Genomic DNA, 24824 nt, shown 5'->3' on the forward strand with positions numbered 1-24824 from the left:
GTTTGTCGCTACCCTCGGACGCTTCCGACACAGCGCCTGACCGGGGACCCCACCATGAGCACCAAGAAGTTGCCGCCCCTGAGTGCCGTCGTGGCCTTCGACGCCGTGGTGCGGCTCGGCACCTTCACGCGGGCGGCCAGCGAACTGCACCTCACCCAGAGCGCCATCAGCAAGCAGATCAAGCGCCTGGAGCAGAGCCTCGGCACGCCGCTGTTCGAGCGCCGCGGCAATGAGGTGATCCTCACCGCCAGCGGCGCCGTGCTGTACCGGGCGGTGACCCAGAGCCTGCACTGCATCAAGGAAGCGGTGCAGCAGATCGACAGCGCGCGGGTGCCAAGCCTGTCCATCAGCGCCAGTGCCGGGATGGCCAGCTACCTGGTGATTCCGCTGGTGTCCCGCTTTCGCAGGTTGCACCCGCAGATCGACGTGCGGGTGGTGGGCGCCGAAGACCGCTTGAAGCTGGACTTCAGCGAATCCGATTTCACGATTCTCTATGGCGACGGTCAGTGGCAGGACCTTCGCGTGCTGCGCCTTGCCGAGGAAGAGATTTTCGCCGTGTGCACGCCGGAGTACCGGGATGCCCTGCAGGTTCGCGGGCTGGAGGACCTGGGGCGCTGTGACCTGATCGAGATGGAGTCCAGCGACCCGGCGACCCTTTCCACCCGGCAGTGGATGCGCCGGGTGGGCTTCGCGGGAGAGCATCGGGGCTCGATCATCCGGGTGTCCAGCTACGAACTGGCGATCAAGGCCGCGCTGGCCGGCGACGGGGTGGCGCTGGTGTGGGCCGAGGCCGCGCCCGACGAGCTGCGCAGCGGGCGCTTGTGCCGGGTGGGGGATGAGTCGCTGAAGACCGGGTTGGGGGAATACATCGCCTATCCGGCTTCGCGGGAGCTGACGCCAGTGGCCCGGACGTTATGGGATTGGGTGGGGGCTTCCATTCGCGATCCTGAGGGTGCCGTTTAGGCATGGGCCAGTTCCCTGTGGGAGCCCGTTTGGCCTGGTCGGGCCTCATCGCTGGCAAGGCCAGCTCCCACAAGGGTCTGCGCACCTGGGCTTTGCGCCGAGCACTAACCTTGTGGGAGCGGCTTCAGCCGCGATCGGCGGCGAGGCCGTCGTGGAACCTGAGTCCGCGATTCTTCAGGCGTACCGGGAGCACCGGTTTTATGGCCGCTGCGCGGCCAATCGCGGCTGAAGCCACTCCCACCTGGATCTGGGGTTTGCCTCAGATAACCCAGCCCCTGCAATCAGCTACCCCATGAATAACCTTTTTTCAGGCTAGCCCAGCCGTTACGGCGCTCCATGCCCTCTTGCATGCATCCAGCGCATGCAGCGCAGAACCAATATGCGCTTTTGCGCCCCCCATTCCCCGCGTATGTTGGACCTGTCTGCAAAGCCCGCAGCATCCCTTCCAAACAAGAACAATGCATGAGGGAATTCCATGAAGTCGCCTTGCCTTTCCGGCCAGCCCGCCCCTGATCGTCACCGGCGATCAGGCTGACGCCGTCGCTTGCACTGCCCCCATTAGCCCCGCACATACCAACAACAAAGCTCGCGGCGTCGCTCTGCGCGCCGGGCGGCTGGAGGTCAATATGTCCGTGCAGTCGAACAGTCTCAGCGGCGCCCTGGCGCCAAGCAGCTCGTCCGTGGTCGCCAGTTCCGGCGCCTGGACCACGCTTTTCATCCTCACGGCGGTGTATGCGATCAATATCGCCGACCGCTATGTCCTTTCCACGCTGATCGAACCGATCAAGCATGAGTTCCAGCTCAGCGATGCCTCGGTGGGCTTTCTCACCGGGGTAGCCCTGGCGATTTTCTATGTCGCCGCCGGCCTGCCGCTGGGCGCGCTGGCCGATCGCACCAACCGCAAGCGCATGATCGGTACCGCCGTGGCGGTATGGTCGGCGATGACGGTGCTCTGCGGCCTGAGCAGCAACTTCTGGCAGCTGTTGCTGGCGCGTATCGGTGTCGGGGTTGGCGAGGCGGGCGGGACGCCGCCGAGCCATTCGATCATCGCCGACAAGTTCCGCCCCAGGCTGCGGGCCTTCGCCCTGTCGGTGTACGGCATCGGCGCCAGTGTCGGTGCCTGGTTCGGTGCCTCGGGCGCGGGCTACCTGAACGATGCCTACGGCTGGCGCACCACGCTGCTGGTGTTCGGACTCTGCGGGTTGCCGTTCGCGCTGCTGGTGTGGCTGTGCATCCGCGAGCCGAAACGGGTGCAGGACGAAGGCGAAGCCCGCGACAGCGATGCCAGCACCTTCAAGGACGCGCTGCGCTACACCGTGCAACGTCGGGCGCTGTTCCACCTGATCGCCGGCGCCACGGTGATCACCTTCTGGGGCTGGGGCATCCTGTGGTGGGCCACCTCGTTCCTGGTGCGCACCTATTCGATGACGGTGGGCGAGGCGGGAGCGCTGCTGGGGCCGATCCACGGCATCGCCGGCACCGCGATGATGGTCATCACTGTGTTGGTGATGCTGCTGTTGCGCAGCAAGGCCATGCACCAGCAACCGGCGTTCGTGGCCTGGACCACGCTGCTCGGTACGCTGTTCTCGGTGGCGCTGTTCGCCACCGACCGCCTGGAACTGGCCCATGTGCTGTTGTGGCTGTTCGTGCCCATCACCTACATCTACATCGGCCCGTCCATCGGCCTGTTGCAGAACCTGTATCCCGCCGGCATGCGCGCCAAGGGCTCGGCGATCCTCTTGTTCACCGCCAACATCGCCAACCTGGCGATCGCCCCGCAACTGGTGGGCCTGCTGTCGGACCTGGTGGCACCGCACCTGGGCAATCCGCAGGAGTCGCTGCGCTACGTGCTGCTGGGCTGCGCCTTCACCGGCTTCTGGGCCACCTACCACTACTGGGCCTGCGCCCGGCACATGAAAAAGGAAACCGCATGAACCAGCCTCTCAGCATCAACGCGGCGCAAGTTCGCTACAGCCAGCGGCCGCTCTCGGGCAACTCGCGGGTCGAGATGGGCTGGTCGATTCCCCAGGATGACGACGGTGCGCTGCTGGCCGGCTTCGCCCGCTGGGACGGTGATGACTCGCCATTCAAGACCCTGAACTACGACGAGGTACTGATCGTGCTCGAAGGCACCTTCGGCTTCGAACTGGAGTCCGGCGAGCGTTTCGAGGGCGGCCCCGAGACTACGCTGCGAATCCCGAAAAACACCGCGGTGAAGTACTTCGGTTCGCAGGCAAAAGTCTTCTTCGTCATCACGCCACCACAAGCCTGAGGCCCCCATGGAAGCGCTCAAGATGGACATCACCCTCAGGCCCCACGATGACCACACCAACGGTTGGTCGGCGATCCTGCCGCCACGGCGTGCCCATGCCAGCCTGCGCCAGCCACTGGACGCCGACTGGCTGATTATCGGCGCTGGCTACGCCGGGCTTGCCGCAGCCCGGCGGCTGGCCCACAACCGGCCCGACGATCGCATAGTCGTGCTCGAAGCGGGGGAGGCCGGCGACAACGCCTCCGGACGCAACTCTGGCTTCGCCATCGACGTGCCGCACAACGTCGGCAGCTCCACCGCCGAGCTGGAGAAAGCGGGCAACTACAAGCGCCTGATGAAGGCCGGCATCGCCTGGCTCGACGGCATCGTCCGCGAACGCGGCATACAGTGCGACTGGAGCGAGAAGGGCAAGTACCACTGCGCTGCCGCGCCGCATCTGGCCGAGACCCTGTTGCGCCAGCACGCCCACGAGCTGGAGACCCTCGGCGAGCCGTACCAGTGGCTGGAGCACGACGAGCTGTCGCGGCGCCTGGGCACCTCGTTCTTCCATGCCGGGATCTACACACCGGGTTGCATCCTGCTCAACCCGGCTGCGCTGACCCGTGGGCTGGCCGATACCTTGCCGGACAACGTCACCCTGTTCGAAAACAGCGCGGTGACCCGCCTGGAACGCGGGCGAAGGATCTTCGCCAGCACCGCCCACGGTGCCGTCAGCGCCGGTCGGTTGATCCTCGCCAACAACGGCAGTGCCTCGCAGTTGCCCGGTTTCGAGCGGCAGATGTTCAACGTCGCCTCCTACGGCAGCCTGACCCGGCCCCTGACCGCCGAACAGCGCGCGCGCATCGGTGATGTGGAGGAGTGGGGCGTGACCCCGGCCAACGCGGTCAGCGGCGCGACCATGCGCTACACCCGCGACCACCGCCTGCTGATCCGCCAGCAGTTCGATTTCACCCCGGGCATGCGCGTCGACGAGCGTGTTCGCGGGCGCATTCGCGAGCAGCACAAAGCGGTGTTCCTGGCGCGCTTCCCCGAACTGGGCGACGTGGCCATGGAGCATTTCTGGATGGGTTTTTTCTGCATCACTCGCAATGGCGCGCCGCGTTGGGGCAAGATCGAGCCCAACGTCTTCGCCGCGGTGGGCTGCAACGGTGTCGGTATCGCCAAGCAGACCATCGCCGGCCTGACCCTGGCCGACCTGGCCTGCGGCGTGGAGAATCCGCTGATCGCCGATATGCTGGAACTGGGCGCGCCGAGCCGATTGCCGCCGCGCCCCTTCCTCGACCTCGGTGTGAAGGCGTATCTGGCCAGGGAACGCTGGGTCGGGAGGCAGGAATACTAATCAGCGAGCGACCATGAGCATTTCCCGAAAACGACTCCCTCCGTTGCAGAACCTCGAAGCCTTCGAGGCCGCCGCCCGGCACCTGAGCTTCACCAAGGCAGCGGAGGAGATCAATCTCTCGCAGAGTGCCGTGAGCCGGCAGATCAAGCACCTCGAAGAGAGCATGGGCGTGCTCCTGTTCACCCGCAGCCACAAGACCCTCGACCTGACCAAGGCCGGGCGGACGCTGCTCAACGGCATCGAGCGCAGCCTGGCCGAGCTGCGCCGCACCGTGGAAACCATCGAGAACGACCGCAGCCCCACGGTCACCATCAGCGCCAGCATGGCCATCGCCAGTTTCTGGCTGCTGCCGGGGATCGCCGAGTTCAAGGACCGGCACCCGGACATCCGCGTCCGGGTGATCGCCGGCGACGGTGAGGACTACGCCGCCATCCAGAACAACGAAACCGACTTCACCATCCTCTACGACCAGGGGCAGCGGGGCGGCCACGTTTCCGTCGGCCTGTTCGAGGAAGTGATTTTCCCGGCCTGCACGCCGGCCTACCTGAAGGGGCGGGAAATCGGCAGCCTTGCCGACCTGTCGCGGGAAAAACTGATCGACTTCGAGGTCAAGCACCTGCGCACGGTCAAGGGCTGGCCGGACTGGTTCAGCCGCGCCGGCTGCGAAACCCGCGGCATCAACTACACCCTCTCGGTTTCCAACTACGACCTCGCCTGTCGCGCCGCCTTCGCCGGGCAGGGCGTGGTGCTGATGTGGGCCTACGTGGCACCGCTGGCGGACTTTGCCAGCGGCACGCTGCTGCGGCCGGTGGGCGAGGTGGTGAACACCGGGCATGTGGAGTACCTGGTGTACGGCAAGGCCCTGGAAGAGTCCCGTGCGCACATGGTGTTCAAGGACTGGATCCTCGACTATGCGCGGCGCACCAACGACGCCACCCGCGCTTTCCTCGGGCTTGCCGAGCGCTCCTGAACACTGGCTTCGCTGCATGCAGATCCGGCATGCACAGCACTGAAAATCATCGTTTGTCCGGCCCCGCTCGGGCCGGCAACACTGGCGCCTCCTCATACAAGAACAACAAGAGGTTCCGCCGACGTGTCCAATCCGATCCGTAGTTCTCGCACCCTCTGCGCCAGTGCCCTGATGCTGTTCAGCCTGCCCCTGATGGCGGCCGATGAGCAGGGCTTCGTCGAAGACAGCACGCTGAAACTGATCAACCGAAACTTCTATTTCAACCGTGATTTTCGCAGCCGCGACGACGGCGTGTTCAATCCGCGCCAGCAGAGCTACCGCGAAGAGTGGACGCAGGGCTTCCAGGCGTTCTTCAGCTCGGGCTATACCAAGGGCACACTGGGCGTTGGTGTCGATGTCCATGGCTTGCTGGGGCTGAAACTGGACAGCGGCGGCGGCACGTCGGGCACTAACCTGCTGCCGCTGGACAGCCGCAACCGCGCCGAAGACGACTTTTCCGCTGCGGGCGGCGCCTTGAAACTGCGGGCTTTCGATACCGAGTTGAAGGTGGGCGATCTGTTTCCGCTCACGCCGGTGTTTCGTTATGGCGATGGCCGCCTGCTGCCGCAGAGTTTTCGTGGCGTGTCGCTGCGCAACACCGCCTTCGATGGGCTGACCCTGCAAGGCGGCCACCTTCACGCGGCCCGCAACAAGGCCAGCAGCAACCACGATGGCGAGATGAGCACCGAGTACGGCGGCACCCGCTACCGTTCCGCCAGCTACCTGGGCGGTGACTACAGCGCTGCCGGTGGTGTATCGGTGAGCCTGTACCAGGCGCGCTTCGAGGACGTGTGGAACCAGACCTACCTCAGCCTCGGCAAGACCTTCGTGCTGGACGAGGGCCGCTCCCTGGAGCTGGGCGCCAACCTATACCGCACCCGCGACCAGGGCCGCGCCCGCGCCGGCGAGATCCACACCGACAGCTGGAGCAGCTACGCCCGCCTGCGGATCGGCGCCCACTCGCTGATGCTGGCCCACCAGCGCATCGATGGCGACCAGCCGTTCGACTACCTGGGCGACGGCGACTCTATCTACCTGGCCAACTCGGTGCTGTACTCCGACTTCAACTCGCCCAACGAGCGTTCCTGGCAGGTGCGCTATGACTTCGATTTCGCCGCACTTGGCGTGCCGGGGCTGAGCGTCATGACCCGTTACCTGCGCGGTTCCGGAATCGACAACAGCCGGGTCGATCCCAACGGAGCGTATGCCTATTACGCCAGGCTGGGCGATGGCGGCCGACACTGGGAGCGGGATATCCAGGTGCAGTACGTGGTCCAGGGCGGGCCGGCGAAAGACCTGTCGTTCACCCAGCAGCAGACCGTCCACCGCGCCAATGCGGCGCAGGCGGACGGGGATGTCAATCAGGTGCGGATCATCACCCAGTATCCGCTGGAGATCTTCTGAAGACGGGCCGCAGCGGTCAGAAATCCCAGCGCGTGGTCACCATCAGGTTCCGTGGCTCGCCGTACACCGCCGAGTTGTAGAAGCCGATATTGGTGAAGTAGTACTTGTCGAAGACGTTGTTCAGGTTGACCGTCGCCGAGAGGTTGGGGGTGATCTGGTAGCGGGTCATCAGGTCGACCACCCAGTACTGCTTCTGGGTGAAGTCTTCGTACTGGTTGCGCGGCGAATTCCAGATTGATTGCCAGGCCTTGCTCTGCCAGCGGCCGCCACCGCCGACGGTCCACTGGTCGAGGGCACCGGGCAGCTTGTAGCTGGTGTAGAGGGTGAACTGGTCTTCGGGCTCGAAGGTGGAAATCTTCTCGCCCTGGTCGTCGCGCACCACCTTGTGGGTGTAGCCGGCCTGCACTTGCCAGCCGGGTTGCAGCTCGCCGGACACCTCGAGTTCGAAGCCCTTGGTCTGCGCGTCGGTGCCCTTGAATGCGTAGTTGGGCGGGGTCGGGGTCTGGTTGTTGTAGTCGTCGTCGGACACCGGGCGATTGCTTTCCTTGACCTCGAAATACGCCAGGCTGGCGTTCAGGCGGCCTTCGAAGAATTCGCCCTTGATGCCGACCTCGTAGTTCTCGCCCTGGTCCGGGTCGATGAGCGTGTTGTTGCGATCGCGGTTGTAGGACTCCTGCGGCATGAAGATGTCGGTGTAGCTGGCGTACAGCGAGAAGGTGTCGTTGAGGTCGTAGACGGCGCCCGCGTAGGGAATCACCCGGCCTTTTTCCCGGTAGGTGTCGGTGGTGCCGGTCAGGGTGTAGTTGACCACGCGCCCGCCCAGGATGAAGTGCAGGTCGTCCAGCACGTTCAGGCGCGTGGCCAGGTACACGCCGTTCTGGCGGATCACGTCGTCAGTGATCTGCGCGGCTTCGCCCCATTGTGGCTTGGGGATATTGCCGTGCCAGTTGAAGAAATCGAGCAGGTTGGGGCCCGGATAGATGACGTTCCAGTAACCCTTGCCGTTCCACTCGGCAATGCTGGTGGAGCCACCCAGCACCAGTTCATGCTCGCGGCCGAACAGGCTGAAGGGCCCGCTCACATAGAGGTCGGCGGAATCGCTGCGGGTTTCGCCGCGATAGCGTTGGCCGGTGAGGCTGGCACTGCCGTCGGCTTGCGGCGTCGAGCCCTGGATCGAGCCCATCTGGGCGTCGTAGCCATTGAGCTTGTGGTCCAGTTGCAGCTTGGTCACCCAGCCGTCGCCGAGTTCATGTTCGAGGGTGGCGAACAGGGTGCGGGTGTATTGCTTCCAGCTGCTCCAGTCCGCGGCATTGCTGAAGGAGCGCGAGACCTTGTTGCGTTCGCCGTTGGCATTGATCAGCGGGAAGCTGCCAGACCAGGTGGAGCCACGGGGATCGTTGTCCTGGTAGTCGCCACCGACGGTGAGCAGGGTGTCCGGCGACAGGTCGAATTCGACAATGCCGTAGTAGACCTGGCTCTGGCTGGAGTAGCGGTCCATGAACGACTGCTTGTCCTGGTAGGCCGCCACGGCGCGGCCGCGCACATTGCCGCTGTCGGTGAGCGGTCCGCTGATGTCCAGTTCGCTGCGGTAGTTGTCCCAGGAGCCGGCGCCGAGGGTGACGTGGCCCTGGAAATCATGGGTGGGTTTCTTGCGGATCAGGTTGATCGACGCACCCAGCGAACCTGCCCCCACCAGCAGGCCGGTGGAGCCCTTGAGCACTTCGATACGGTCGTAGATCGCCATGTCGCTCAGGGTGTTGCCGGCGGAGTAGCCGACGTTGCGCACCGCCGAGGGAATGCCGTCGTACTGGAAGTTGTTGATGGAGAACCCGCGGGCGTAGTAGTTGGTACGGTCGGTGTCGAAGGACGAGACGGTGATGCCCGGGGTGTGGCGCATCACATCGTCGACGTTGTCGAGGGCGAAGTCGTCCATGTGCTGGCGCGTGACCACGGTCACCGATTGCGGGGTTTCCCGTGGCGTCAGCACCAGCCGCGTGGCGGTGGCCAGGGTGCCCGGCGTGTAGGCGCCGCTGCCTTCGGTGATGGTGCCGAGCTGGTTGGAGGTGATCTGCGTCGCGCCCAGTTCCATCACGCCGGCCTGGGCGGCGATGGCCTGCATCACGTAGCGTCCGTCATCCTGGCGCTGCGCCTGCAGGCCGGAGCCTTCGAGCAGGCGGTTCAGGGCCTCGTCGACCTCGTAGCGTCCGTCGAGGCCACGGCTGCTGCGGCCATCGGTCAGCGCCGGATCGAAGGACACCAGGATGCGCGCCTCGGTGGCGAAGCGGGTCAGGGCGGTGCCGAGGTCGCCGCGCTCGATATGGTACGTGCGCGCTTCGGCGTAAGCGGCGGCGGGCAGGGTCAGCCCCAGGGTGGTGGAGATCAGCAGCGCCCGGGCAAGGGACGCGGCGAGCGGGGTGACGTTGGATGGAAAGGTCATGGCGGCTTCGTGCTCGTCTGGTTGGCAAACAGGGATGTGCTCCCTCTGCTGGATGAGTCGAAGCAGGGCGACGAAACCTATCAGTGGGTGTGGATTTTTTTGGTTCTTCACGCAGTTTGTGGTTGTCGGATTTGTGAGCGTATCCGTTATTTTCGGCAACTTCGCTGAAAATTCCGGATAACCACGGGAAAACGACACCGACACTCCGTAAAGTCTCACTCTTTCAGCGCGGTATGACAGTAACCCAGTAGCGGGTGCGCTCCAGTCGCTGCACCGGCAGGCTCGCTTCCAGGGCGCGCAGGGCGCTGTCGGTATCGTCGATGGAGAAGGTGCCGCTGATCCGCAGCCCGGCGATGGCCGGGTCGCAGCGCAGCCAGCCCTGGCGATAACGGCCCAGTTCGGCGAGGAAGTCGTCCAGGCGTTGCCGGTTGGCGACCAGCAGGCCGTTGCTCCAGGCGTCCTGGCCGGGCGTGGTCGGGATGGGTTCGCTGGCCGCTTGCGAGGTGAGGACGCTTCGCTGCCCGGCATCGAGCAACAGCGCCTGACCGTGGCGCGGGGTGAGGCGCACCTGGTGTTCGTAGACCGCCACCTCGGAGCGTTCATCGTGCAGCCGCACCGAAAAACGGGTGCCCAGCGCCTGGATGCGGCCTTGCGCGACCTCGACGAAAAATCCCCGGCCCAGCGGGTCGTGCGCGGTGCTGACCAGCACTTCGCCGCGCTGCAGGATCAGCCGGCGCTGGCCCTGGTCGTAGGCAATGTCCACTGCGCTGTCGCTGTTGAGCAACAGGCGGGAGCCGTCGGGCAGGGTGAAGCTCAGGCGCTCGCCGCGTGGGCTGTGCAGGGTGCTCGGGCGCTGGTACTGCCAGCCGCCATAACCCAGTGCCGAACCACCGGCGAGCAGCACGAAGCCCTTGAGCAGGCCACGCCGGGACGGGTGCTGGGCTTGCAGCAGGGGGCGCGAGCCGACACCGGACATGCGCTGGAACTGGCCGAGGGTCTGTTGCACCTCATCCCAGGCCCAGGCGTTTTCGCTGCGCTGCTCCAGCCATTGTTGCCAGTCGCTGTGCGCCTGCGCTCCAGCCTCGCCGTGCAGACGGCTATGCCAATGGGCGGCCTGCTCCAGTGCCTCACGCTGCTGATGATCGAGGCGTTCCAGCCGGCTCAGGATTGCAGCCCGAGGCGGTAGAGGGTGCAGTGGTGGGTGGCCTTGGCGATGTAGCGGGTGATGGTCACTTCGCTCAGACCCTCGGCGGCGGCGATGGCCTTGTAGGTCATGCCATCGAGCTGCGACAGCAGGAAGGCGCGGCGCACGGCAGGGCCGAGGCCGGCGAGCATGCGGTCCAGCTCGCACAGGGTTTCGAGGAGCAGGGCGCGCTCCTCCTCGCTGATCTCCAGGGCTTGTGGCACCTCGGCCAAGGCGGCGAGCCAGGCGCGTTCCAGGCGGTCGCGACGGTAGTGATCGATCATCAAGCGACGGGCGATGGTCGCCAGGTAGCCCTTGGGTTCGCGGACCGCGTCGAGCCGGGCGGTGGCATCGCCGGCAGCGAGAATGCGGATGAACACGTCGTGCACCAGGTCCCGGGCCAGCTCACGGCAGTCGACACGTGGCCGCAACCAGCCGAGCAACCAGCGGTGATTGTCCTGGTAGAGCGTGCCTACCCGCTGCTGGAGGCGAAGGTCCGACATGGCTGATCCGAAAGATGCAGATGAGAATTGCTCGCATACTATGTTTTTCGCGGTCGGGGGTGCAAGGATGGGGTTGGTGAAGGCCCTTCGCAGTGGTCCGTCATACGGCTGTGCCAGCCCTCAAGTAACAAAACATAGCTATTTGATTTGGCTGGGACTGTGGGAGCCTGCTTGCGAACGGCGGCGTAGCCGTCGCAAATCCTGAGTTCCCGATCAGCCTGACACACCCGCATAGACAGGTTCTGTGGCCGCTGCGCGCCCAATCGCGGCTGAAGCCGCTCTCATCAAACAAATCCCAACCCATTGATTTTTAATCATAAAAATCAAGCCGCGACCAGCTGCAATCCCAATTTCCGGGCTTTGCGTTGCAAAGCCCGGAGCTGGCGATCCTGGCTTCTGGCTTCGAATTCAGCCAGCCCTTGCTCCACATAGGCCTTCTTTTTGGTCAGCATCAAGTAGATCAGTCGTGCGAGCTGATGCGCCGTTGCCTTGATCGCACAGCTCGTATCCATGCGCGTCAGCCTTGCTCTGTGCGAAGCGCCGATAAACCCTTTGTCGTTTCGTGCGTTTGAAGCGGCTTGCTTCAAGGCTTGCCCCGCATGGTTGTGAATCTTGGGTCCAGCGCCGGATAAGGATTTTCCGCCCGATATGCGCGTAGGCGGAGCAAGGCCGAGCCAGGAACAAAAGTGCTGTGACGACGGGAAGCGGGAAAGATCAGCGCCGACTTCACTGGCAATGACTAGCGCAGTGTCGACACCAATGGTCGGAATGGCGGTCAGATCCACGCCCATCACCCGGCATAGTGCTTGATGCAATTGAGTTTGCTGTGCCGCTGTGCGATGCGGGCTACGCAAAGTCTTTTGGGGCTTGGGTGGGGAAACATCCAATACCGGCATCTGGTCTATCACCTCGACAATAGCTTCGTCGCATTCGGCGATCTGTTTTTCCAGAAAGTCGTAAAGCGCCAACTCCAGCTTCAATGCCGTCAGGTGCTCCTTGCGCCAATTGCCGAGCAAGCTACGCGCTATGGTTTCCTGGCTTGCCTTGATGCGTGGGTCGCTCAAGCTGGCGAGTACGTACGGATCGCGCTCACCCTTATTGATAGCACGCAGGATTTTCATCCCAGTGACGCCGGAAATGTCGCTGATGACATTGGCCAGTTGAATATTCATCTGGGCCAAGGCTTTCTGGATCCGGTTCAGGGTCTTCGCTTGATCACGAACCTTGTGACTTCGCTGCCTGAACAAGGATCGCGCGACACATGTCAGGTCATCGGGTCGGAAAGCACTGCGCAGGAGCCCATAAGACATCAACTGCAAGATCCATTGGCAATCCATCACGTCAGACTTACGGCCTGTAATCTGTCGGGTTGACCGTGCATTGACGAGACGAACATCAAAACCTCGCGCATCGAGGATTTCGTAAATGGGGATCCAGTAAACGCCTGTCGACTCCATGGCTACGACCTTGATATTCAAGCTCTCCAGCCAGTCGGCAAGCTTATGAAGGTCGTCAGTGAAGGTCGCGAACTTGCGGACGGGCTTGTCATGCCTGTCATCAACTGCAACGAAGTGCTCCCGGCTGCCGATATCAATCCCGGCACAGTCGGTGTGGACAAGGGTGAGGTGTTGCTTGGAGGGCTTGCGTGCCATGGTCAATCCTCGCAGGATAAGGGGCGCGCGGGGCACACGGTGGCGAAAGGGGTTCACTCTCTCATACGTGGTCACAGCTGATTTTTCAGCTGATGCCGACAGGGACTTCACGCCGATACCGTGGCGGACCACTCTCCCACTCGGGTGTGCTGACACACACCAGTGCTGGTTACGGTCTCTGTCCCGCGCGTACTGAACCTAACAAAGCAAAAGGCGGTTGGCCCTATCGGGCCAACCGCCTTTTGTCTTTAGATGTAAGCGGCACCGCGTAACTGGCGTCGTACGCTTCATGTTTGCTGCGCGACAGCGCGGCGCCGGGGCGGCGGGCGGACTCCTACGAGGATGGCATTGAGCACAGGCAATGTGTTGTCTGTAATGACGCCATCATCGGCGGCCGACTCCCACAGTGGCCAGTTCTCTGCGCAACAGCACGGCGGGCGGGTTCCTACGAAGATGCGCCTGCCTGAGCCTCTTCCAGCACCCGCAGCAGGTTCCCGCTCCAGATATCCGCCAGGTCCTGCTCGCTGTACCCCGCATCCAGCAGGCGCTGGCTGATGCGGGGCAGCTGGCTGACGTCTTCCAGCCCGGTCACGCCACCACCACCGTCCCAGTCCGCGCCAATCCCCACATGCCGTGGCCCGACCACCTCCAGCACATGCAGCAGGTGCTTCATGAACACGTCCAGATCTGCCCGTGGCTGCGGATAGCGACGGTCGATCTCGGCCCGTTCGGCGAACAGTTCGCGGGCCTGGTCCGGGCTCAGCGCGGCGATATGCCGAAAGCGCGTGCCCAGCGCGGCCAGCGCCTTGTTGCGTTCGGGGTTGGGCGTCAGCGGGATCAGGTAGTCGCTGTAGGCAGTGACCTGGACCACGCCACCCTTGGCCGCCAGCTGGCGCAAACGCTCATCGTCGAGGTTGCGCGGGTGGGCATTGACCGCACGGCTGCTGGAGTGGGAGGCGATGACCGGCACGCGGGACAACGCCAGCACCTGGTCGAACACCGTGTCCGAGGCGTGGGACACGTCCAGCAGGATACCCAGCCGGTTGGCCTCGCTCACCAGGGCCCGGCCCTTGTCGTTGAGACCGTGCCATTCCGGCAGGGCGGTGGCCGAGTCGGCAAAGCGGTTGCTGGTGAAGTGCACCAGCCCGAGCATGCTCAGGCCCTGGCGCCGGTAGGCGCGCAGCAGGCCGGGGTCGGCGGCCAGGGGCTCGGCGTTCTCCATGCTGATGAACACCACCCGCTTGCCGCTGGCGGCGATGCGCCGGGCGTCGTCGGCGCTGCGGGCCAGGGCGAACTGGTCGGGCTGGCGGTCGATCATGTCGCGGATGCGTTGCAGGGTCGCCAGGCCATAGGCGCTGGCGTAGGCCAGGCCGGCCTCGTCGCGGGGGCCCTGGGGCGTGTAGATGGCGAAGAAACCGCCATCCAGCCCGCCCTCGCGCATGCGCGGCAGATCGACCTGGCTGCCGTCGGCCTTGGCGTCGTGACGCTGGGCGATGTCCCAGCCGGGGCGGGTCAGTTGCAGCGGGGTGTCGAGGTGGCTGTCGAGGATCAGCAGGCGCTGGTGCAGGGCCAGGGTTTGGGGCGTGACATCGTCGGCGGCCTGGGCGGCAAAGCTCGCCAGGGCCAGGGCTAGCAGTACAGGTTTCATGGGACAGGCTCCGGCAATCGGGGACCGCGCCCGCAGGCGCGGCCGGGGCGGTCAGAAGTCGACGCTGAGGGTGGTCTGGAAGGTGCGCGGCGAACCGGGGCGGAACACCGCCGGGCCCGTGGTGCTGGTGAGGATGTAGCCCAGGTAGTGCTTGTCGAAGAGGTTGTCGACGTTGAAGCGCAGCTTGACGCTTTTCAGCGCGCCGCCACCCCAGGCTTCGCCGCCGAGGTCGAGGTAGGCGTTGTACAGGGTGTAGCCGGGCACTCGCTCGGTGTTGGTGAAGTTGCTGTAGCGCTCACCGATGTAGCGCGCCGAGACGTTGACGATGGCCCACGGGGTGATCTCCCAGGTGACCCCGCTCTGCGCCAGCCAGCGTGGGCTGTCGGGCAGGTCGTTGCCGCTCAGGGCCAGGCCCGCGGCGTCGTCCTGGAACTGGGCGCGGTTGTAGGTCAGGGCGCCGTTGAACACCACCTGGCCGCCGAGGGCGCGGGGTTTCCACTGGCCGCTCAGTTCGGTGCCGTAGGCCTGGGCCTTGCCGACGTTCTGGTAGAAGGTTTCCACCTGGCTGCTGCCCGGCACCGGTGAAGCGAAGGCCTGCAAGCGGTTGTCGAAGTCGCTGCGGTACAGCGCCCAGGCGGCGTTGAAGGTCGGCCGGTTGAGGCGCCAGCCCAACTCGTAGTTCTTCGCCCGTTCGGCTTCCGGCGCCGGCGCTTGCGGGCTGGCGGCACGGTAGATGTCGTCGGCACCGCGGGGCAGGGCCATGTTCTCCGAGTAGGAGGCGAACACCTGGGCGCTGTCGGTGAGGTTGTAGACCACTCCGAGCTGCGGCAGGAAGCCGTCGCGCCAGGTGGTGGACAGTCGCGGGTTGCGCCCGGCGATGTAGTCACCGGCGTTGCGCTGGCCTTCGATGCGGTAGTCCAGTTGCAGGCGCTTAAAGCCGTATTGCACCAGCAGGCGGTCGTCGAGCAGCGCCCAGGTGTCCTTCAGGTGCAGTTGCAGCGAGTCGCGGGTGGAGGTGAAGTCGCCCTGCAGGTGCACCGGTTCGTTGAGCAACGGATCGCCCGCCGGGCTGCCGTCGGTGAGGTTGTAGCGCGCCTGCAGGCGGTTGAACACGTCCTTCTCGGCCCACACCCCGGCTTCCAGGCGATGATTGCCGACCTCCCATTGCAGGCCGGTGCGACCGCCATAGCGATGGCCGCTCAGGGCCGACAGGCCGTACTGCACGCCCCTGGGGTCGAACAGACCGGGTACGTTGGCCTCGGCGTTGTGCAGCGCCAGCGAGGTGGCGTAGGCCTCCGGCGATACGCCGTAGCCGCGCTTGCCCTCGTAATAGAGCGTGGCGTACTGGCTCAGGCTGTCACTCAGGCGGAACTGGCCGCCGAGGCTGTAGAGGGTGTCGCGACGCTGGTTGATCGCCTGCTTGTAGTACTGGTTGTAGCCGGTGTTGCTGTACTGCACCCCCGGCACGGTTTGCGGCAGGTCGGGGAGGTAATCGAGGTAGGGGAAGTCGCGCCCGGAGCGGCCGAAGGCATCGTTGGCGGTGCCGTGGTACTGGGCCAGGCTGACGTAGGGCGAGTCGAAGTCGTGGAAGGCATTGTGCACCGCCCGCAGCCACAGGCTGTTGCCGTCGCCAAAGCGGTAGCGGACCTTGGCTTCCAGATGCTCGCGGTCGATGGTGCCGGGTCCGCGCCACAGATCGCCGTCGATCTTCGAGCGGCTGACATAGGCCGACAGCCCCTGGTATTCGCCGGTTTCCACCCGCAGGAAGCTGCGCCTCAGGCTGTCGCTGCCCAGGGTGTAGGAGAGGCTGGCACCGGGCTCGGAGGCCGGGTCGCTGGTCTGGTAGTCGACGTAGGGCCCGAGGGACGCATAGCCGGACTGAGTCACGTCGCCGGCGCCGGTGGAGGCGGTCACCCGCTGGGTGTTCTCGTTGTCGACATAGCGGTAGATCGGGCTGCCACCGAACTGGTCGCTGCGCCCCAGCGGCACGCCGTCGATGGAGAAACCGATCTGCTGCAGGTTGAAGGCGCGGACGAACACCGAGTTGCCGAACTCGTAGAGGCCCAGGGCGTCGTTGACCTGAACGTTGAAGCCCGGCAGGGCTTCGAGCATTTTCAGCCCCGACGTGCCCGCCGGCGCCGACAGCAGCGCTTCGTGGGAGATGGCCAGGGTGTTGCTGATGCGGTCTTCGCCGATGGCGGCGCTGGCTTCGGTGACGCGGGCGCCGACCACCTGGACCTTGTCCAGGGTGGTGTCGTCGGCCCAGGCCGGTGCGGCCAGCAGGCCGCCGAACAGCAGGCCGGGCAGGTGTTTGCGGGTGAACGGGGGCAAGCGGTAAGTCATGAGCGATCCTTGGCGAATGAAGTCCGTCAGAGCCTGGCGAGGGCCTGGGCGAGGTAGTCGGGGGCGGCCCAGGCGTGCAGGTCGAAGTCCTGGCGCAGATAGCCGTGTTTCACCAGAAACTGCTTTTTCAGCTCCAGCGCAGCGAGGTTGCGCGGCGCCAGGCTGGGCACCAGTTCGCGGCCGCGCAGGCTGTCGGCGATAAAGGCGGCGCCGGGCAGGAAGGTGACCCGGGTCAGCAGCGATGCAGCGGCTTCGGGGAACTGCTCGATCCAGCGCCCGGCACGGATCGCTGCCCGCAGGAAGGCCACCACCACCTCGGGATGGGCCTCGGCAAAGGCGCGGTCGACGGTGGTGACGTAGGGACCGTTCTGGTTTTTCAGGGTCCAGTCCGGGTGGCGTTCGAGGTCTTCGATCACGGTGAATTGCCCGCTGGCCAGCAACTTCGGTACATGGCCGTAGCTCACGTGCAGGGCATCGACGCGGCCGTCCAGCAGTGCCTGCAGTTCGGCGCCGGGGCCGCTGTGCAGGGTGCGCAGTTGCGCCCACAGCGCGGCGGGGCGGCGGGCCGGTTGCAGGGCGTGGGGATCGCCTTCGTCCTCGATCGGCACCAGGCGTACCTGGCCCGCTTGCAGGCCGGCCAGTTCCAGGGCGCTGGCGATGCCCTGTTCGGCGACCACCTTGAGCACATCGATGCGCTGGGTGTTGCGGCTCACCGGCACGCCAATGCGCTTGCCGAACAGGTCGGCGACCTGGCGGATGCGTCCGTCGGCCCGAACCAGGATCTGCCCGGCGCGTTGGGTTGCGGTGGTGGCCAGCAGCAGGGTGTCGCTGTGCTCGGCCCGCGCCCACAGCGCCGGGGTGGCGCCGCCGTCGCGGATCAGATTGCTCTGGCCATGGGTGAAATGGCTCAGCCAGCCCTGGTTGTCGGGCTGCGAGCGCAGGTAGCGCGGCACGGCGCCGACGTGCTCGAACTCTTCATCGAGCCAGCCCAGCTCCACGGCCAGGTTGGACGCCACCAGCAGCGGGCAGATGCTGTACCAGGTAGTCAGGGGTTCACTCATCGGGGTTCTCCTTGAAGGGTAGGTGCAACAGGGTTCAGGGGTGCAGCCGGGCCAGGCCCTCGTCGAGGTCGGCAATCAGGTCGTCCAGCGCTTCCAGGCCGACATGCAGGCGCAGCAGCGGGCCGTCCGGCAGGTCGGTGGGGAAGGCGCGGCGGCCATGGGCGATGCGGATCAGGCTCTCGAAGCCGCCCCAGCTCGCGCCCTGGGCGAACAGCCGCAGGCTGTCGAGAAAGGCGTGCAGGGCGGCCTCGGGTACGGGTTTGAGGACCACACCGAACAATCCGGACGCACCGAGAAAATCACGCTTGAAAACCGCGTGGCCGGGGCAGTCGGGCAAGGCCGGATGCAGCACCTTGAGGACTTCAGGCCGTCCCGCCAGCCACTGCGCCACGGCCAGCGCCGATTGCTGGTGCTGACGCAGGCGCACGCCGAGAGTGCGCAGGCCGCGCAGGCCAAGGTAAGCGTCGTCGGCGCCGGCGATGTAGCCGAGCAGGCGCACCCGCTCGCGCACCCGGCTGTACAGCGCCTCGGTGGTGGTGATGACGCCGAGCATGGCGTCGCTGTGGCCCACCAGGTACTTGGTGGCGGCCTGCAGCGACACGTCCACGCCATGGGCGAAGGGTTTGAAGAACAGCGGCGTGGCCCAGGTGTTGTCCATCACTAGCAGCGCGCCGTGGTCATGAGCGACCCGCGCCAGGGCCGGAATGTCCTGCACCTCGAAGGTGTTAGAGCCGGGTGCCTCGGCGTAGACCAGGCGGGTGTCCGGGCGCATCCGCGCGGCGATGTCGGCGCCCAGCAGCGGCGGGAAGAATTCGACCTCCACACCGATCTCCGGCAGCACCCGCTCGAACAACTGGCGGGCGTGGCCGTAGCAGTTGTCGGTGACCAGCACATGGTCGCCGCGCTGCACCAGGGCCAGCAGCGCCCCGGCGATCGCCGCCAGCCCCGAGGGCATCACCAGGCTGCGGAAGCCGCCTTCCAGCGCCGCTACTGCATCCTCGAAGGCAGCGGTGGTGGGGTTGCCGTTGCGTCCGTAGATGTGTTCGCGCAGGTGCGGGTCATCGGCCTGTTGCAGGTAGTGCGGCAGGGTGGCGGCGCTCGGCCAGATGAAGGTCGAGCTGCGGTACACCGGGGTGTTCACTGTGCCGGCGTGGCTGGCCGGATCGCGGCCGGCGTGGGTCAGGCGCGTGTCGTCGCGCCAGGGATTCAGTGGCTCCATCGCAGCTCCAGATGGCGGGCCCAGCGGGCCAGCGGGTAGACGAAAACAAAGAAGGCGGCGAAGGCCAGGGCGTAGGCCGGCAGCAGCACGTCCGGGCGCAACTGGCCGGACAGGTGGCTCTGCAGCACGGTCATCAGTTCCTCGACGCCCAGCAGGCTGCCCAGCGACGTGGACATGCACAGGGTGCAGAACAGGTTCATCCACGGCGGCAACAGGCTGCGCAGCGACTGCGGCAGGATTACCCAGCGCAGCGCCTGCCCGCGCGACAGGCCGAGGGCCTGGGCGGCTTCCCACTGCCCGACGGGCACCGCCTGCAAGGCGCCACGGAGCATCTCGGCGACGTAGCCGCTGGCCGGCAGCGCCAGGCCGAGGGCGACCTTCAGCCAGTCGGGCAGTTGCAGCCAGTGCCCGGCCACCTGCACTTCGTAGGGCAGCAGGTAGGCGACGTAGAACATCACCACCAGCCACGGCAGGTTGCGCAGGCCACGCCCGACACGCCCGGCCAGCCGCGCCATGGCCGGTGGCGCCAGGACCTGGGCGAGGCCCAGCAGGGCACCGCCGAGGGTGGCCACGGCCATGGCCAGCAGGCCCATGGCGATGTTCAGGGAAAAGCCCCGGCCCAGGGACGGCAGCCAGTGCCAGAGCAGCCACCACAGCGAGTCGTCAGCGGCCATCGGCGACCTCGCGTCCGGGCAGGCGCAGGTGCGCTTCGAGGCGGCCCAGCAGCCAGGTGCAGGTGCCGATCAGCAACAGCCAGGTGAGCAGCAGCACCTGCATCATCTCGCCGACATTGAAACGGTCCGACCAGATGCGGTTGGCCGCGTAGAGCAGTTCAGGCGCGGCCACCGCGTAGGCCACCGAGGTGGCCTTGAGGGTCTGCACCAGGTTGTTGCCCAGCGCCGGCAGGCTGCTGCGCAGGGCCAGCGGCAGGAGAATGTGGCGCCACAGCGGCACCCCGTGCAGGCCCAGCGCCGTGGCGCTTTCGCGGATGCCCCGGGGCACCGCGTCGATGCCGGCGCGCAGCGCCTCGATCTGGAACGCGCCGCTGTACAGGGCGATGGCGATGATCGCCCAGCCGGTGCCGCCGAGCAGGCGCACCTCGCTGCCGTCCGCGCCCGTCGTCAGCGGCAGCAGGGCGCCGATGCCGAAGTACAGGAAGAACAACTGCACCAGCAGCGGCGTGCTGCGCCACAGTGCCACGTAGCCGTTGACCAGCCCGCGCAGCCACGGTCGGGCGCTGTACTGGGCGGCGACGCCGAGGGCACCGATCAGCAGCGAAGCCAGACCGCAGACCAGCGCCATCACCAGGGTCAGGCCCAGACCTTCGAGCAGGCGGCTGCGGTCGAGCGGGTCCCAGAGAACGCTGAGTACCAGGCCGTGGCTTTCGAGCCACGCCTGCAGATCCACGTCACTCATGGGCGGCGACCTGACGCTGGGCGCGTTGATGCTGTTCCGCGACCCAGGGATTGGGTTGCAGGCCGTAGCGTTGCTCCAGGGCGATGATCAGGCCCTCGGCATGCCAGCCCTCGACGATGGACGACAGCGCTTTGAGCAGTTCCGGCTGGTCCTTGCGCAGGGCGATACCCCAGGGTGCCGGGTCCTGGCCGGGCAGCTTGATCTCGTAGTCCTCCCAGCCGGGCGTGGCCGCCAGCGCCTGGTACAGCACGTCGTCGCCGAGGGCGCCGAGGCAGCGCTGGTCGGCCACCGCCTTGCGCACCTCGGCGCTGCCGTTGAAGGAAACGAAACGCACGCCATAGCGCTCTTCCAGCGGCCGCACCCAGACACTGGTGGCCGGCGCGCACAGGGCCTTGCCGCGCAGGCTCTGCCAGTCCGGCAGCGGCGTGGATTTTGGTGCGAACACCGTGGCCGCGGAGCTGTAGAAGCCGGGGCTGGCGAAGTCCACCTGCTGGCGCCGTGCCGGGGTGTCGAGCATCGAGGTCACCAGCAGGTCGCAGCGACCCTGTTGCAGGAACAGGATGCGATTGACCGGGTTGACCTGCACCAGCCGCAACGCCAGGGGCTTGCCGGTGGCGGCAGACAGTTGCTGGTGCAGGTCGCCGATCAGGTCGGGGATCAGCCCGGCGGGTCGGTCCTGCGCATCGAGGAACTTGAAGGGCGGGAACTCGTCGCCGCTGCACACGTTGAGCATGCCGCGGGCCACCGCACGCTCCAGCAGTGGCTCGGCGCCGGCGCCCGTGCTGAGCAGCAGCGCTGCCAGGCACAGCAAGCGCTTCATGGCGCCACCCAGCCCTGCCGCGACAGCGCTGCGGCGCCGGCCGGGAAGGGCTGCGGCGTGCCCAGTTGGGCGGCGAGCCAGGTCAGGTGCGCGGACTCTTCCAGGTTGATCAGCAGCCGCGTGGTCGCCAGCAGGTCGCGCTCGGTCCAGGCGAACGGGCCGTGGTTGGCCAGCAGCGCGGCGGGGGCGCGGGGGTGTTCGCGCAGCGCGGCGACCACCGGCTCTGCCGAGTAACGCGGACCCCAGGCGGTGAGCGGGATCGACTGGTCTTCGTCGAGGACGCCGAGCAGCTGGCTGGCGTGAGGTCGCAGCGGCCGCCCGGCAATGGCGAAGGCACTGAGGTACGGCGAGTGGGTGTGGATCACCGAGCGCACGGCGGGCCGTTCGCGGTAGATGGCCACGTGCAGCGCGGCCACTTCCCGCAGGTTTTCGGTGAGGCTGCCCTGGCTGCGTTGCAGGTCGAAATCGAGCAGCGCGGCGGTGCCGGCGTCGGGACCGTTGAGGGAGGCGATCAGCAGTTGCTCCTCGCCCGGCAGGCGCAGGCTGATATTGCCCGCTTCGTTGGCCGACAGCGCCTGGTGGCGGTGCAGCAGGGCGAGGGCGGCGGCGAAGTCCTTTTCGAATTGCTGGACGATGAACAGCGGATCGCGGGAGTCGATCAGGGTGGTCATGGCGGTGTTCCTGTGCGGGTGACGGGTCAGAAGCGGTAGTTGGCCTTGACGAAGTAGAAGGCGCCCTCGGCGCCGGCCGGCGAGATGCTCTGGTACTGCACGCGGCCGCCGACGAAGCGGTTGGCCACGTCGATCTTGTCGGGATAGCTGTCGAACAGGTTGTTGGCGCCGACGGTCAGGGTCAGCGCCGGATCGACGTCGTAGGACAGGCTGGCGTTGCTCACCCACTGGCTGCCGAAGGTCTGGTCGAACTGCGGCCCGCTGTTGGAATCGAGGGTGTAGCTGCCGTAGCGCAGGGTGGTGAAGTTGGCCGCCCAGGGGCCCTGGCGCCAGTCGACGCCGAGCACCAGCTTGCTCTGCGGGCTGGCGCTCTGCACGTAGCTCAGGGCCTCGCGGTTGATCAGGATCACGCCGGTGCCGGCCAGCGGACCGGGGTTGTCCTTGACATCGGTGACCTGGGTCTTGCTCCAGTTGAAGCCGCCGGTGAAGGTCAGCTCGCCGACCTGGGCGAGGTCCAGGCGGTAGCGGCCGATCAGGTCCAGGCCGTGGGTGCGGGTGTCGAGGGCATTGGTGAAAAAGCTCACCCCGGAGTAGTTGCCGTAGCCCTGGCTGGCGAGGATCTGGCTGACCGTGGTGCCGCGCAGGGTTTCGGACAGGGCGATGCGGTCCTTGATGCGGATCTGGTAGGCGTCGAGGGTCAGGCTGGCGTCGTCCACCGGCTGCCAGACCAGGCCCACCGACAGGTTGGTGGACTTCTCCGGCTTCAGGTCGCTGGCGCCGAGGGCGCGGGCCACCGGGGTATCGACGCTGACGGTGCCAACCTGGTAGGCGGTGGGATCGCCGGCAACGAACTCGGTCTGGGTCGCCGAGGTGCCGATCTGGCCCAGGGTCGGTGCGCGGTAACCGCTGCTCAGGGTCGAGCGCAGGCCGAAGCGCTCGGTGAAGTCGTAGCGCAGGGAGAATTTGCCGGTGGTGGTGGTGCCGAAGTCGTCGTAGTGCTCGCTACGTCCCGCGACGCCCAGTTGCAGGGCGTCGGTCACCTGTTGTTCGAGACCCAGGTAGCCGCCGAACACCTTGCGCGAATAGCTGCCTTCATCGCTCGGCTGGGTGCCGGGAAAGCCCTGGGCGCCGCCGGCGCGGGTCGGCAGCACGCTGCCCTGGACCCACGACGCGGTGTCGCCGGCAATCACCTCGTAGCCTTCGCGGCGCCAGGCCAGGCCGCTGGAAAACACCAGCGGGCCGGCGCCGTAGCCGACGGCGAATTCCTTGACGTGGTCGAGGCTCACCTGGGTCTGCTCGTTGACCAGTGCGCCGGCATCGAAACTGCGCGGGCTGCTGGCGCCCAGGCTGGCGTTGATCGAGTCGCCCAGGTGGTAGTCGATGCGGTTGCGGCCATAGGTGGCGCTGAGGTCGAAGCGCCCGAGCAGGCTGTCCTCGAACTTGATTCCGGTGGTGGCGGCGCCGTCCCGGGAGCGCACGTCCAATAGAGGCAGGAAGCCGTTGGGGTAGACGCTGGTGATGTTGTTGGCGTCGATGGGCCGGCGGAACACAGCCTGGGATTCGGCGGTGCGGTCCTGGTAGGTGGCGAAGCCGTAGAGCTCGGTGGCTTCGTTGAGGAAAGTGCCGGCGTTGACCCCGATCTTCCAGTCGCCGAGGCCCGGCGAGCCGTAGCGCCAGTGACGGTCGGCGTCGGCTTCGCGGCTGTCGCCGGCCGGGTAGAACTGGCGCAGGTCGGCGCCGGCGGTGGAGGTGCGTTCGCTTTCCACGCCTTCGGCGCTGAAGGTCAGGTAGCCGTCACCGGGCAGGCTGAAGCCCTTCCAGCCCGACAGCGAACGGCTGAACCCGTCGCCCTTGGTGTACTGGCCGACGCTGGCCTGGGCTTCGCCGCCGTGGTCGCGGTCCTTGAGCACGATATTGATCACCCCGGCGATGGCGTCGGAGCCGTATTGGGCCGAGGCGCCGTCGCGCAGCAGCTCGATATGGTCGATGGCCGACACCGGGAGGGTCGCCAGGTCCACTGCCTGGGAGCCGCGGCCGAGGGTGGCCTTGGTGTTGACGAAGGCCGAGGCGTGGCGGCGCTTGCCGTTGACCAGCACCAGCACCTGGTCGGCCGCCAGCCCGCGCAGCAGCACCGGGCGCTGGGCCGAGACACCGTCGGTGCCGTTGATCTGCGGGTAGGTGACCGAAGGCACCAGGGTTTCCAGGGCCTTGGCCAGGCTGTCGTGACCGGTGCGGCGCAGGGCGTCGCCGTCGATGATGTCCACCGGCGCGCTGCCCTCCAGCGCGGTGACATCGCTGCGGCGGGTGCCGAGCACCTGCACGGTGCCCAGGCGCGGGGCGGCAGCGGGGGTGAGCGGTGTGGTGGCGGGTGTGTGGTCGGCCTGGCGATGAATGCGCACCGCGCCGCTGGGCGTACTGCTGTAGCCGAGGCCGCTGCCTTGCAGTGCCGAGTCCAGCGCCTGCTGGCTGGTCAGGTTGCCGCGAATCGCCGGACCGTGGCGGCCGGCGACCTGGGCCTGGTCGTAGGCGATGGCCTTGCCGCTGCGCTGGGAGATCGCCAGCAGCACCTCTTCGAGGCTGCCGGCGGGAATGTCGTAGTCGAGTTGCTGTTGCAGGCTGGCCGGCGCGCTGGCGGTTTCGGCCAGCACCGTGGCGGGCAGCAGGTGCAGGGCCAGTGCGCAGGCCAGCGGGGTGAGGGTGAAGCGTCGGGACATGGGGCGACTCCGGATCAAGGCAGCACGAAGGTGTGTTGGCTGTTGTTTCCGACCTTGAGCAAGAGGCGCGGGGGATTTTCAGTGGTGGGGTTAGAACATGTTGTTTGGGGGATATAACCGGGGTGGGTGGGGTTGCCGGCAGCATGTTTCGAGATTTTCAGCGCCCTTGA

The 24824-nt window shown here is 66.4% G+C and carries 19 protein-coding genes; 6 read left to right on the forward strand and 13 right to left on the reverse strand.

From position 1 onward, the window contains the following. Positions 1–54: 54 nt before the first annotated feature. From AC05QJ_RS13250 to AC05QJ_RS13275, 6 genes are all read left to right on the forward strand, one after another. Complete coding sequence (locus tag AC05QJ_RS13250) at positions 55–963, forward strand: LysR substrate-binding domain-containing protein (protein ID WP_476747281.1); 909 nt, start codon at positions 55–57, stop codon at positions 961–963. A 626-nt stretch (positions 964–1589) separates the two neighbouring features. Continuing rightward, the gene (locus AC05QJ_RS13255; RefSeq protein WP_476747282.1) at positions 1590–2897 is read left to right on the forward strand and encodes a spinster family MFS transporter; all 1308 of its coding nucleotides are present in this window, start codon (positions 1590–1592) and stop codon (positions 2895–2897) included. Further along, a complete protein-coding gene (locus AC05QJ_RS13260) occupies positions 2894–3235 on the forward strand; it encodes a hypothetical protein (RefSeq protein WP_476747283.1) in 342 nt (113 codons plus the stop codon). Before AC05QJ_RS13255 ends, AC05QJ_RS13260 begins: the two co-directional genes overlap by 4 nt. A gap of 7 nt (positions 3236–3242) precedes the next feature. After that, the gene (locus AC05QJ_RS13265) at positions 3243–4574 is read left to right on the forward strand and encodes an NAD(P)/FAD-dependent oxidoreductase (RefSeq protein ID WP_476747284.1); all 1332 of its coding nucleotides are present in this window, start codon (positions 3243–3245) and stop codon (positions 4572–4574) included. Between the two features lie 13 nt (positions 4575–4587). Continuing rightward, a complete protein-coding gene (locus tag AC05QJ_RS13270) occupies positions 4588–5544 on the forward strand; it encodes a LysR substrate-binding domain-containing protein (protein WP_476747285.1) in 957 nt (318 codons plus the stop codon). Between the two features lie 123 nt (positions 5545–5667). Continuing rightward, positions 5668–6987: an OprD family porin gene (locus tag AC05QJ_RS13275; protein ID WP_476747286.1), complete on the forward strand. Its 1320-nt coding sequence runs from the start codon at positions 5668–5670 to the stop codon at positions 6985–6987. A gap of 16 nt (positions 6988–7003) precedes the next feature. Here the strand turns inward: AC05QJ_RS13275 and AC05QJ_RS13280 are convergent, their stop codons facing one another. The 13 genes from AC05QJ_RS13280 to AC05QJ_RS13340 form a co-directional block, all read right to left on the reverse strand. Then, entirely contained in the window at positions 7004–9424 is a 2421-nt protein-coding gene (locus AC05QJ_RS13280) for a TonB-dependent siderophore receptor (RefSeq protein ID WP_476747287.1), read from the reverse strand. Between the two features lie 223 nt (positions 9425–9647). Next, positions 9648–10619 carry a FecR domain-containing protein gene (locus tag AC05QJ_RS13285; RefSeq protein WP_476747931.1) on the reverse strand — a complete coding sequence of 324 codons (972 nt, stop codon included), beginning with the start codon at positions 10617–10619 and terminating at the stop codon, positions 9648–9650. After that, positions 10586–11110, reverse strand: coding sequence for a sigma-70 family RNA polymerase sigma factor (locus AC05QJ_RS13290; RefSeq protein WP_476747288.1), 525 nt, complete (start codon positions 11108–11110; stop codon positions 10586–10588). The genes AC05QJ_RS13285 and AC05QJ_RS13290 overlap by 34 nt, the downstream gene beginning before the upstream one ends. 323 nt (positions 11111–11433) lie before the next feature. Then, on the reverse strand, positions 11434–12762 hold the full coding sequence (locus AC05QJ_RS13295) for an IS110 family RNA-guided transposase (protein ID WP_476745423.1): 1329 nt from the start codon (positions 12760–12762) through the stop codon (positions 11434–11436). A gap of 445 nt (positions 12763–13207) precedes the next feature. After that, complete coding sequence (locus tag AC05QJ_RS13300; RefSeq protein ID WP_476747289.1) at positions 13208–14410, reverse strand: dipeptidase; 1203 nt, start codon at positions 14408–14410, stop codon at positions 13208–13210. Between the two features lie 51 nt (positions 14411–14461). Continuing rightward, the gene (locus tag AC05QJ_RS13305; RefSeq protein ID WP_476747290.1) at positions 14462–16753 is read right to left on the reverse strand and encodes a TonB-dependent receptor; all 2292 of its coding nucleotides are present in this window, start codon (positions 16751–16753) and stop codon (positions 14462–14464) included. 26 nt (positions 16754–16779) lie between these two features. Further along, positions 16780–17814 (reverse strand): ABC transporter substrate-binding protein, encoded by a 1035-nt coding sequence (locus AC05QJ_RS13310; RefSeq protein ID WP_476747291.1) that lies wholly within the window; start codon positions 17812–17814, stop codon positions 16780–16782. Positions 17815–17848: 34 nt separating this feature from the next. Continuing rightward, entirely contained in the window at positions 17849–19033 is a 1185-nt protein-coding gene (metC, locus tag AC05QJ_RS13315) for a cystathionine beta-lyase (RefSeq protein ID WP_476747292.1), read from the reverse strand. Next, positions 19021–19707 (reverse strand): amino acid ABC transporter permease, encoded by a 687-nt coding sequence (locus AC05QJ_RS13320; protein WP_476747293.1) that lies wholly within the window; start codon positions 19705–19707, stop codon positions 19021–19023. The genes metC and AC05QJ_RS13320 overlap by 13 nt, the downstream gene beginning before the upstream one ends. Beyond that, on the reverse strand, positions 19697–20449 hold the full coding sequence (locus AC05QJ_RS13325) for an amino acid ABC transporter permease (RefSeq protein WP_476747294.1): 753 nt from the start codon (positions 20447–20449) through the stop codon (positions 19697–19699). The genes AC05QJ_RS13320 and AC05QJ_RS13325 overlap by 11 nt, the downstream gene beginning before the upstream one ends. After that, positions 20442–21269 carry a transporter substrate-binding domain-containing protein gene (locus AC05QJ_RS13330; RefSeq protein WP_476747295.1) on the reverse strand — a complete coding sequence of 276 codons (828 nt, stop codon included), beginning with the start codon at positions 21267–21269 and terminating at the stop codon, positions 20442–20444. The genes AC05QJ_RS13325 and AC05QJ_RS13330 overlap by 8 nt, the downstream gene beginning before the upstream one ends. Next, complete coding sequence (locus AC05QJ_RS13335) at positions 21266–21940, reverse strand: class II aldolase/adducin family protein (RefSeq protein WP_476747296.1); 675 nt, start codon at positions 21938–21940, stop codon at positions 21266–21268. The genes AC05QJ_RS13330 and AC05QJ_RS13335 overlap by 4 nt, the downstream gene beginning before the upstream one ends. A 26-nt stretch (positions 21941–21966) precedes the next feature. Next, positions 21967–24654, reverse strand: coding sequence for a TonB-dependent receptor domain-containing protein (locus tag AC05QJ_RS13340; protein WP_476747297.1), 2688 nt, complete (start codon positions 24652–24654; stop codon positions 21967–21969). Positions 24655–24824: the final 170 nt, after the last annotated feature.

Source organism: Pseudomonas sp. TUM25319 (assembly GCF_056388475.1).

What these genes read in the sequence shown, in the direction of transcription:
- AC05QJ_RS13340 (WP_476747297.1), bottom strand. Translation starts at nt 24,654, where the DNA reads ATGTCCCGACGCTTCACCCTCACCCCGCTGGCCTGCGCACTGGCCCTG.
- AC05QJ_RS13250 (WP_476747281.1), top strand. Translation starts at nt 55, where the DNA reads ATGAGCACCAAGAAGTTGCCGCCCCTGAGTGCCGTCGTGGCCTTCGAC.
- metC (WP_476747292.1), bottom strand. Translation starts at nt 19,033, where the DNA reads ATGGAGCCACTGAATCCCTGGCGCGACGACACGCGCCTGACCCACGCC.
- AC05QJ_RS13290 (WP_476747288.1), bottom strand. Translation starts at nt 11,110, where the DNA reads ATGTCGGACCTTCGCCTCCAGCAGCGGGTAGGCACGCTCTACCAGGAC.
- AC05QJ_RS13260 (WP_476747283.1), top strand. Translation starts at nt 2,894, where the DNA reads ATGAACCAGCCTCTCAGCATCAACGCGGCGCAAGTTCGCTACAGCCAG.
- AC05QJ_RS13300 (WP_476747289.1), bottom strand. Translation starts at nt 14,410, where the DNA reads ATGAAACCTGTACTGCTAGCCCTGGCCCTGGCGAGCTTTGCCGCCCAG.
- AC05QJ_RS13335 (WP_476747296.1), bottom strand. Translation starts at nt 21,940, where the DNA reads ATGACCACCCTGATCGACTCCCGCGATCCGCTGTTCATCGTCCAGCAA.
- AC05QJ_RS13295 (WP_476745423.1), bottom strand. Translation starts at nt 12,762, where the DNA reads ATGGCACGCAAGCCCTCCAAGCAACACCTCACCCTTGTCCACACCGAC.
- AC05QJ_RS13280 (WP_476747287.1), bottom strand. Translation starts at nt 9,424, where the DNA reads ATGACCTTTCCATCCAACGTCACCCCGCTCGCCGCGTCCCTTGCCCGG.
- AC05QJ_RS13255 (WP_476747282.1), top strand. Translation starts at nt 1,590, where the DNA reads ATGTCCGTGCAGTCGAACAGTCTCAGCGGCGCCCTGGCGCCAAGCAGC.
- AC05QJ_RS13270 (WP_476747285.1), top strand. Translation starts at nt 4,588, where the DNA reads ATGAGCATTTCCCGAAAACGACTCCCTCCGTTGCAGAACCTCGAAGCC.
- AC05QJ_RS13305 (WP_476747290.1), bottom strand. Translation starts at nt 16,753, where the DNA reads ATGACTTACCGCTTGCCCCCGTTCACCCGCAAACACCTGCCCGGCCTG.
- AC05QJ_RS13310 (WP_476747291.1), bottom strand. Translation starts at nt 17,814, where the DNA reads ATGAGTGAACCCCTGACTACCTGGTACAGCATCTGCCCGCTGCTGGTG.
- AC05QJ_RS13325 (WP_476747294.1), bottom strand. Translation starts at nt 20,449, where the DNA reads ATGAGTGACGTGGATCTGCAGGCGTGGCTCGAAAGCCACGGCCTGGTA.
- AC05QJ_RS13265 (WP_476747284.1), top strand. Translation starts at nt 3,243, where the DNA reads ATGGAAGCGCTCAAGATGGACATCACCCTCAGGCCCCACGATGACCAC.
- AC05QJ_RS13320 (WP_476747293.1), bottom strand. Translation starts at nt 19,707, where the DNA reads ATGGCCGCTGACGACTCGCTGTGGTGGCTGCTCTGGCACTGGCTGCCG.
- AC05QJ_RS13330 (WP_476747295.1), bottom strand. Translation starts at nt 21,269, where the DNA reads ATGAAGCGCTTGCTGTGCCTGGCAGCGCTGCTGCTCAGCACGGGCGCC.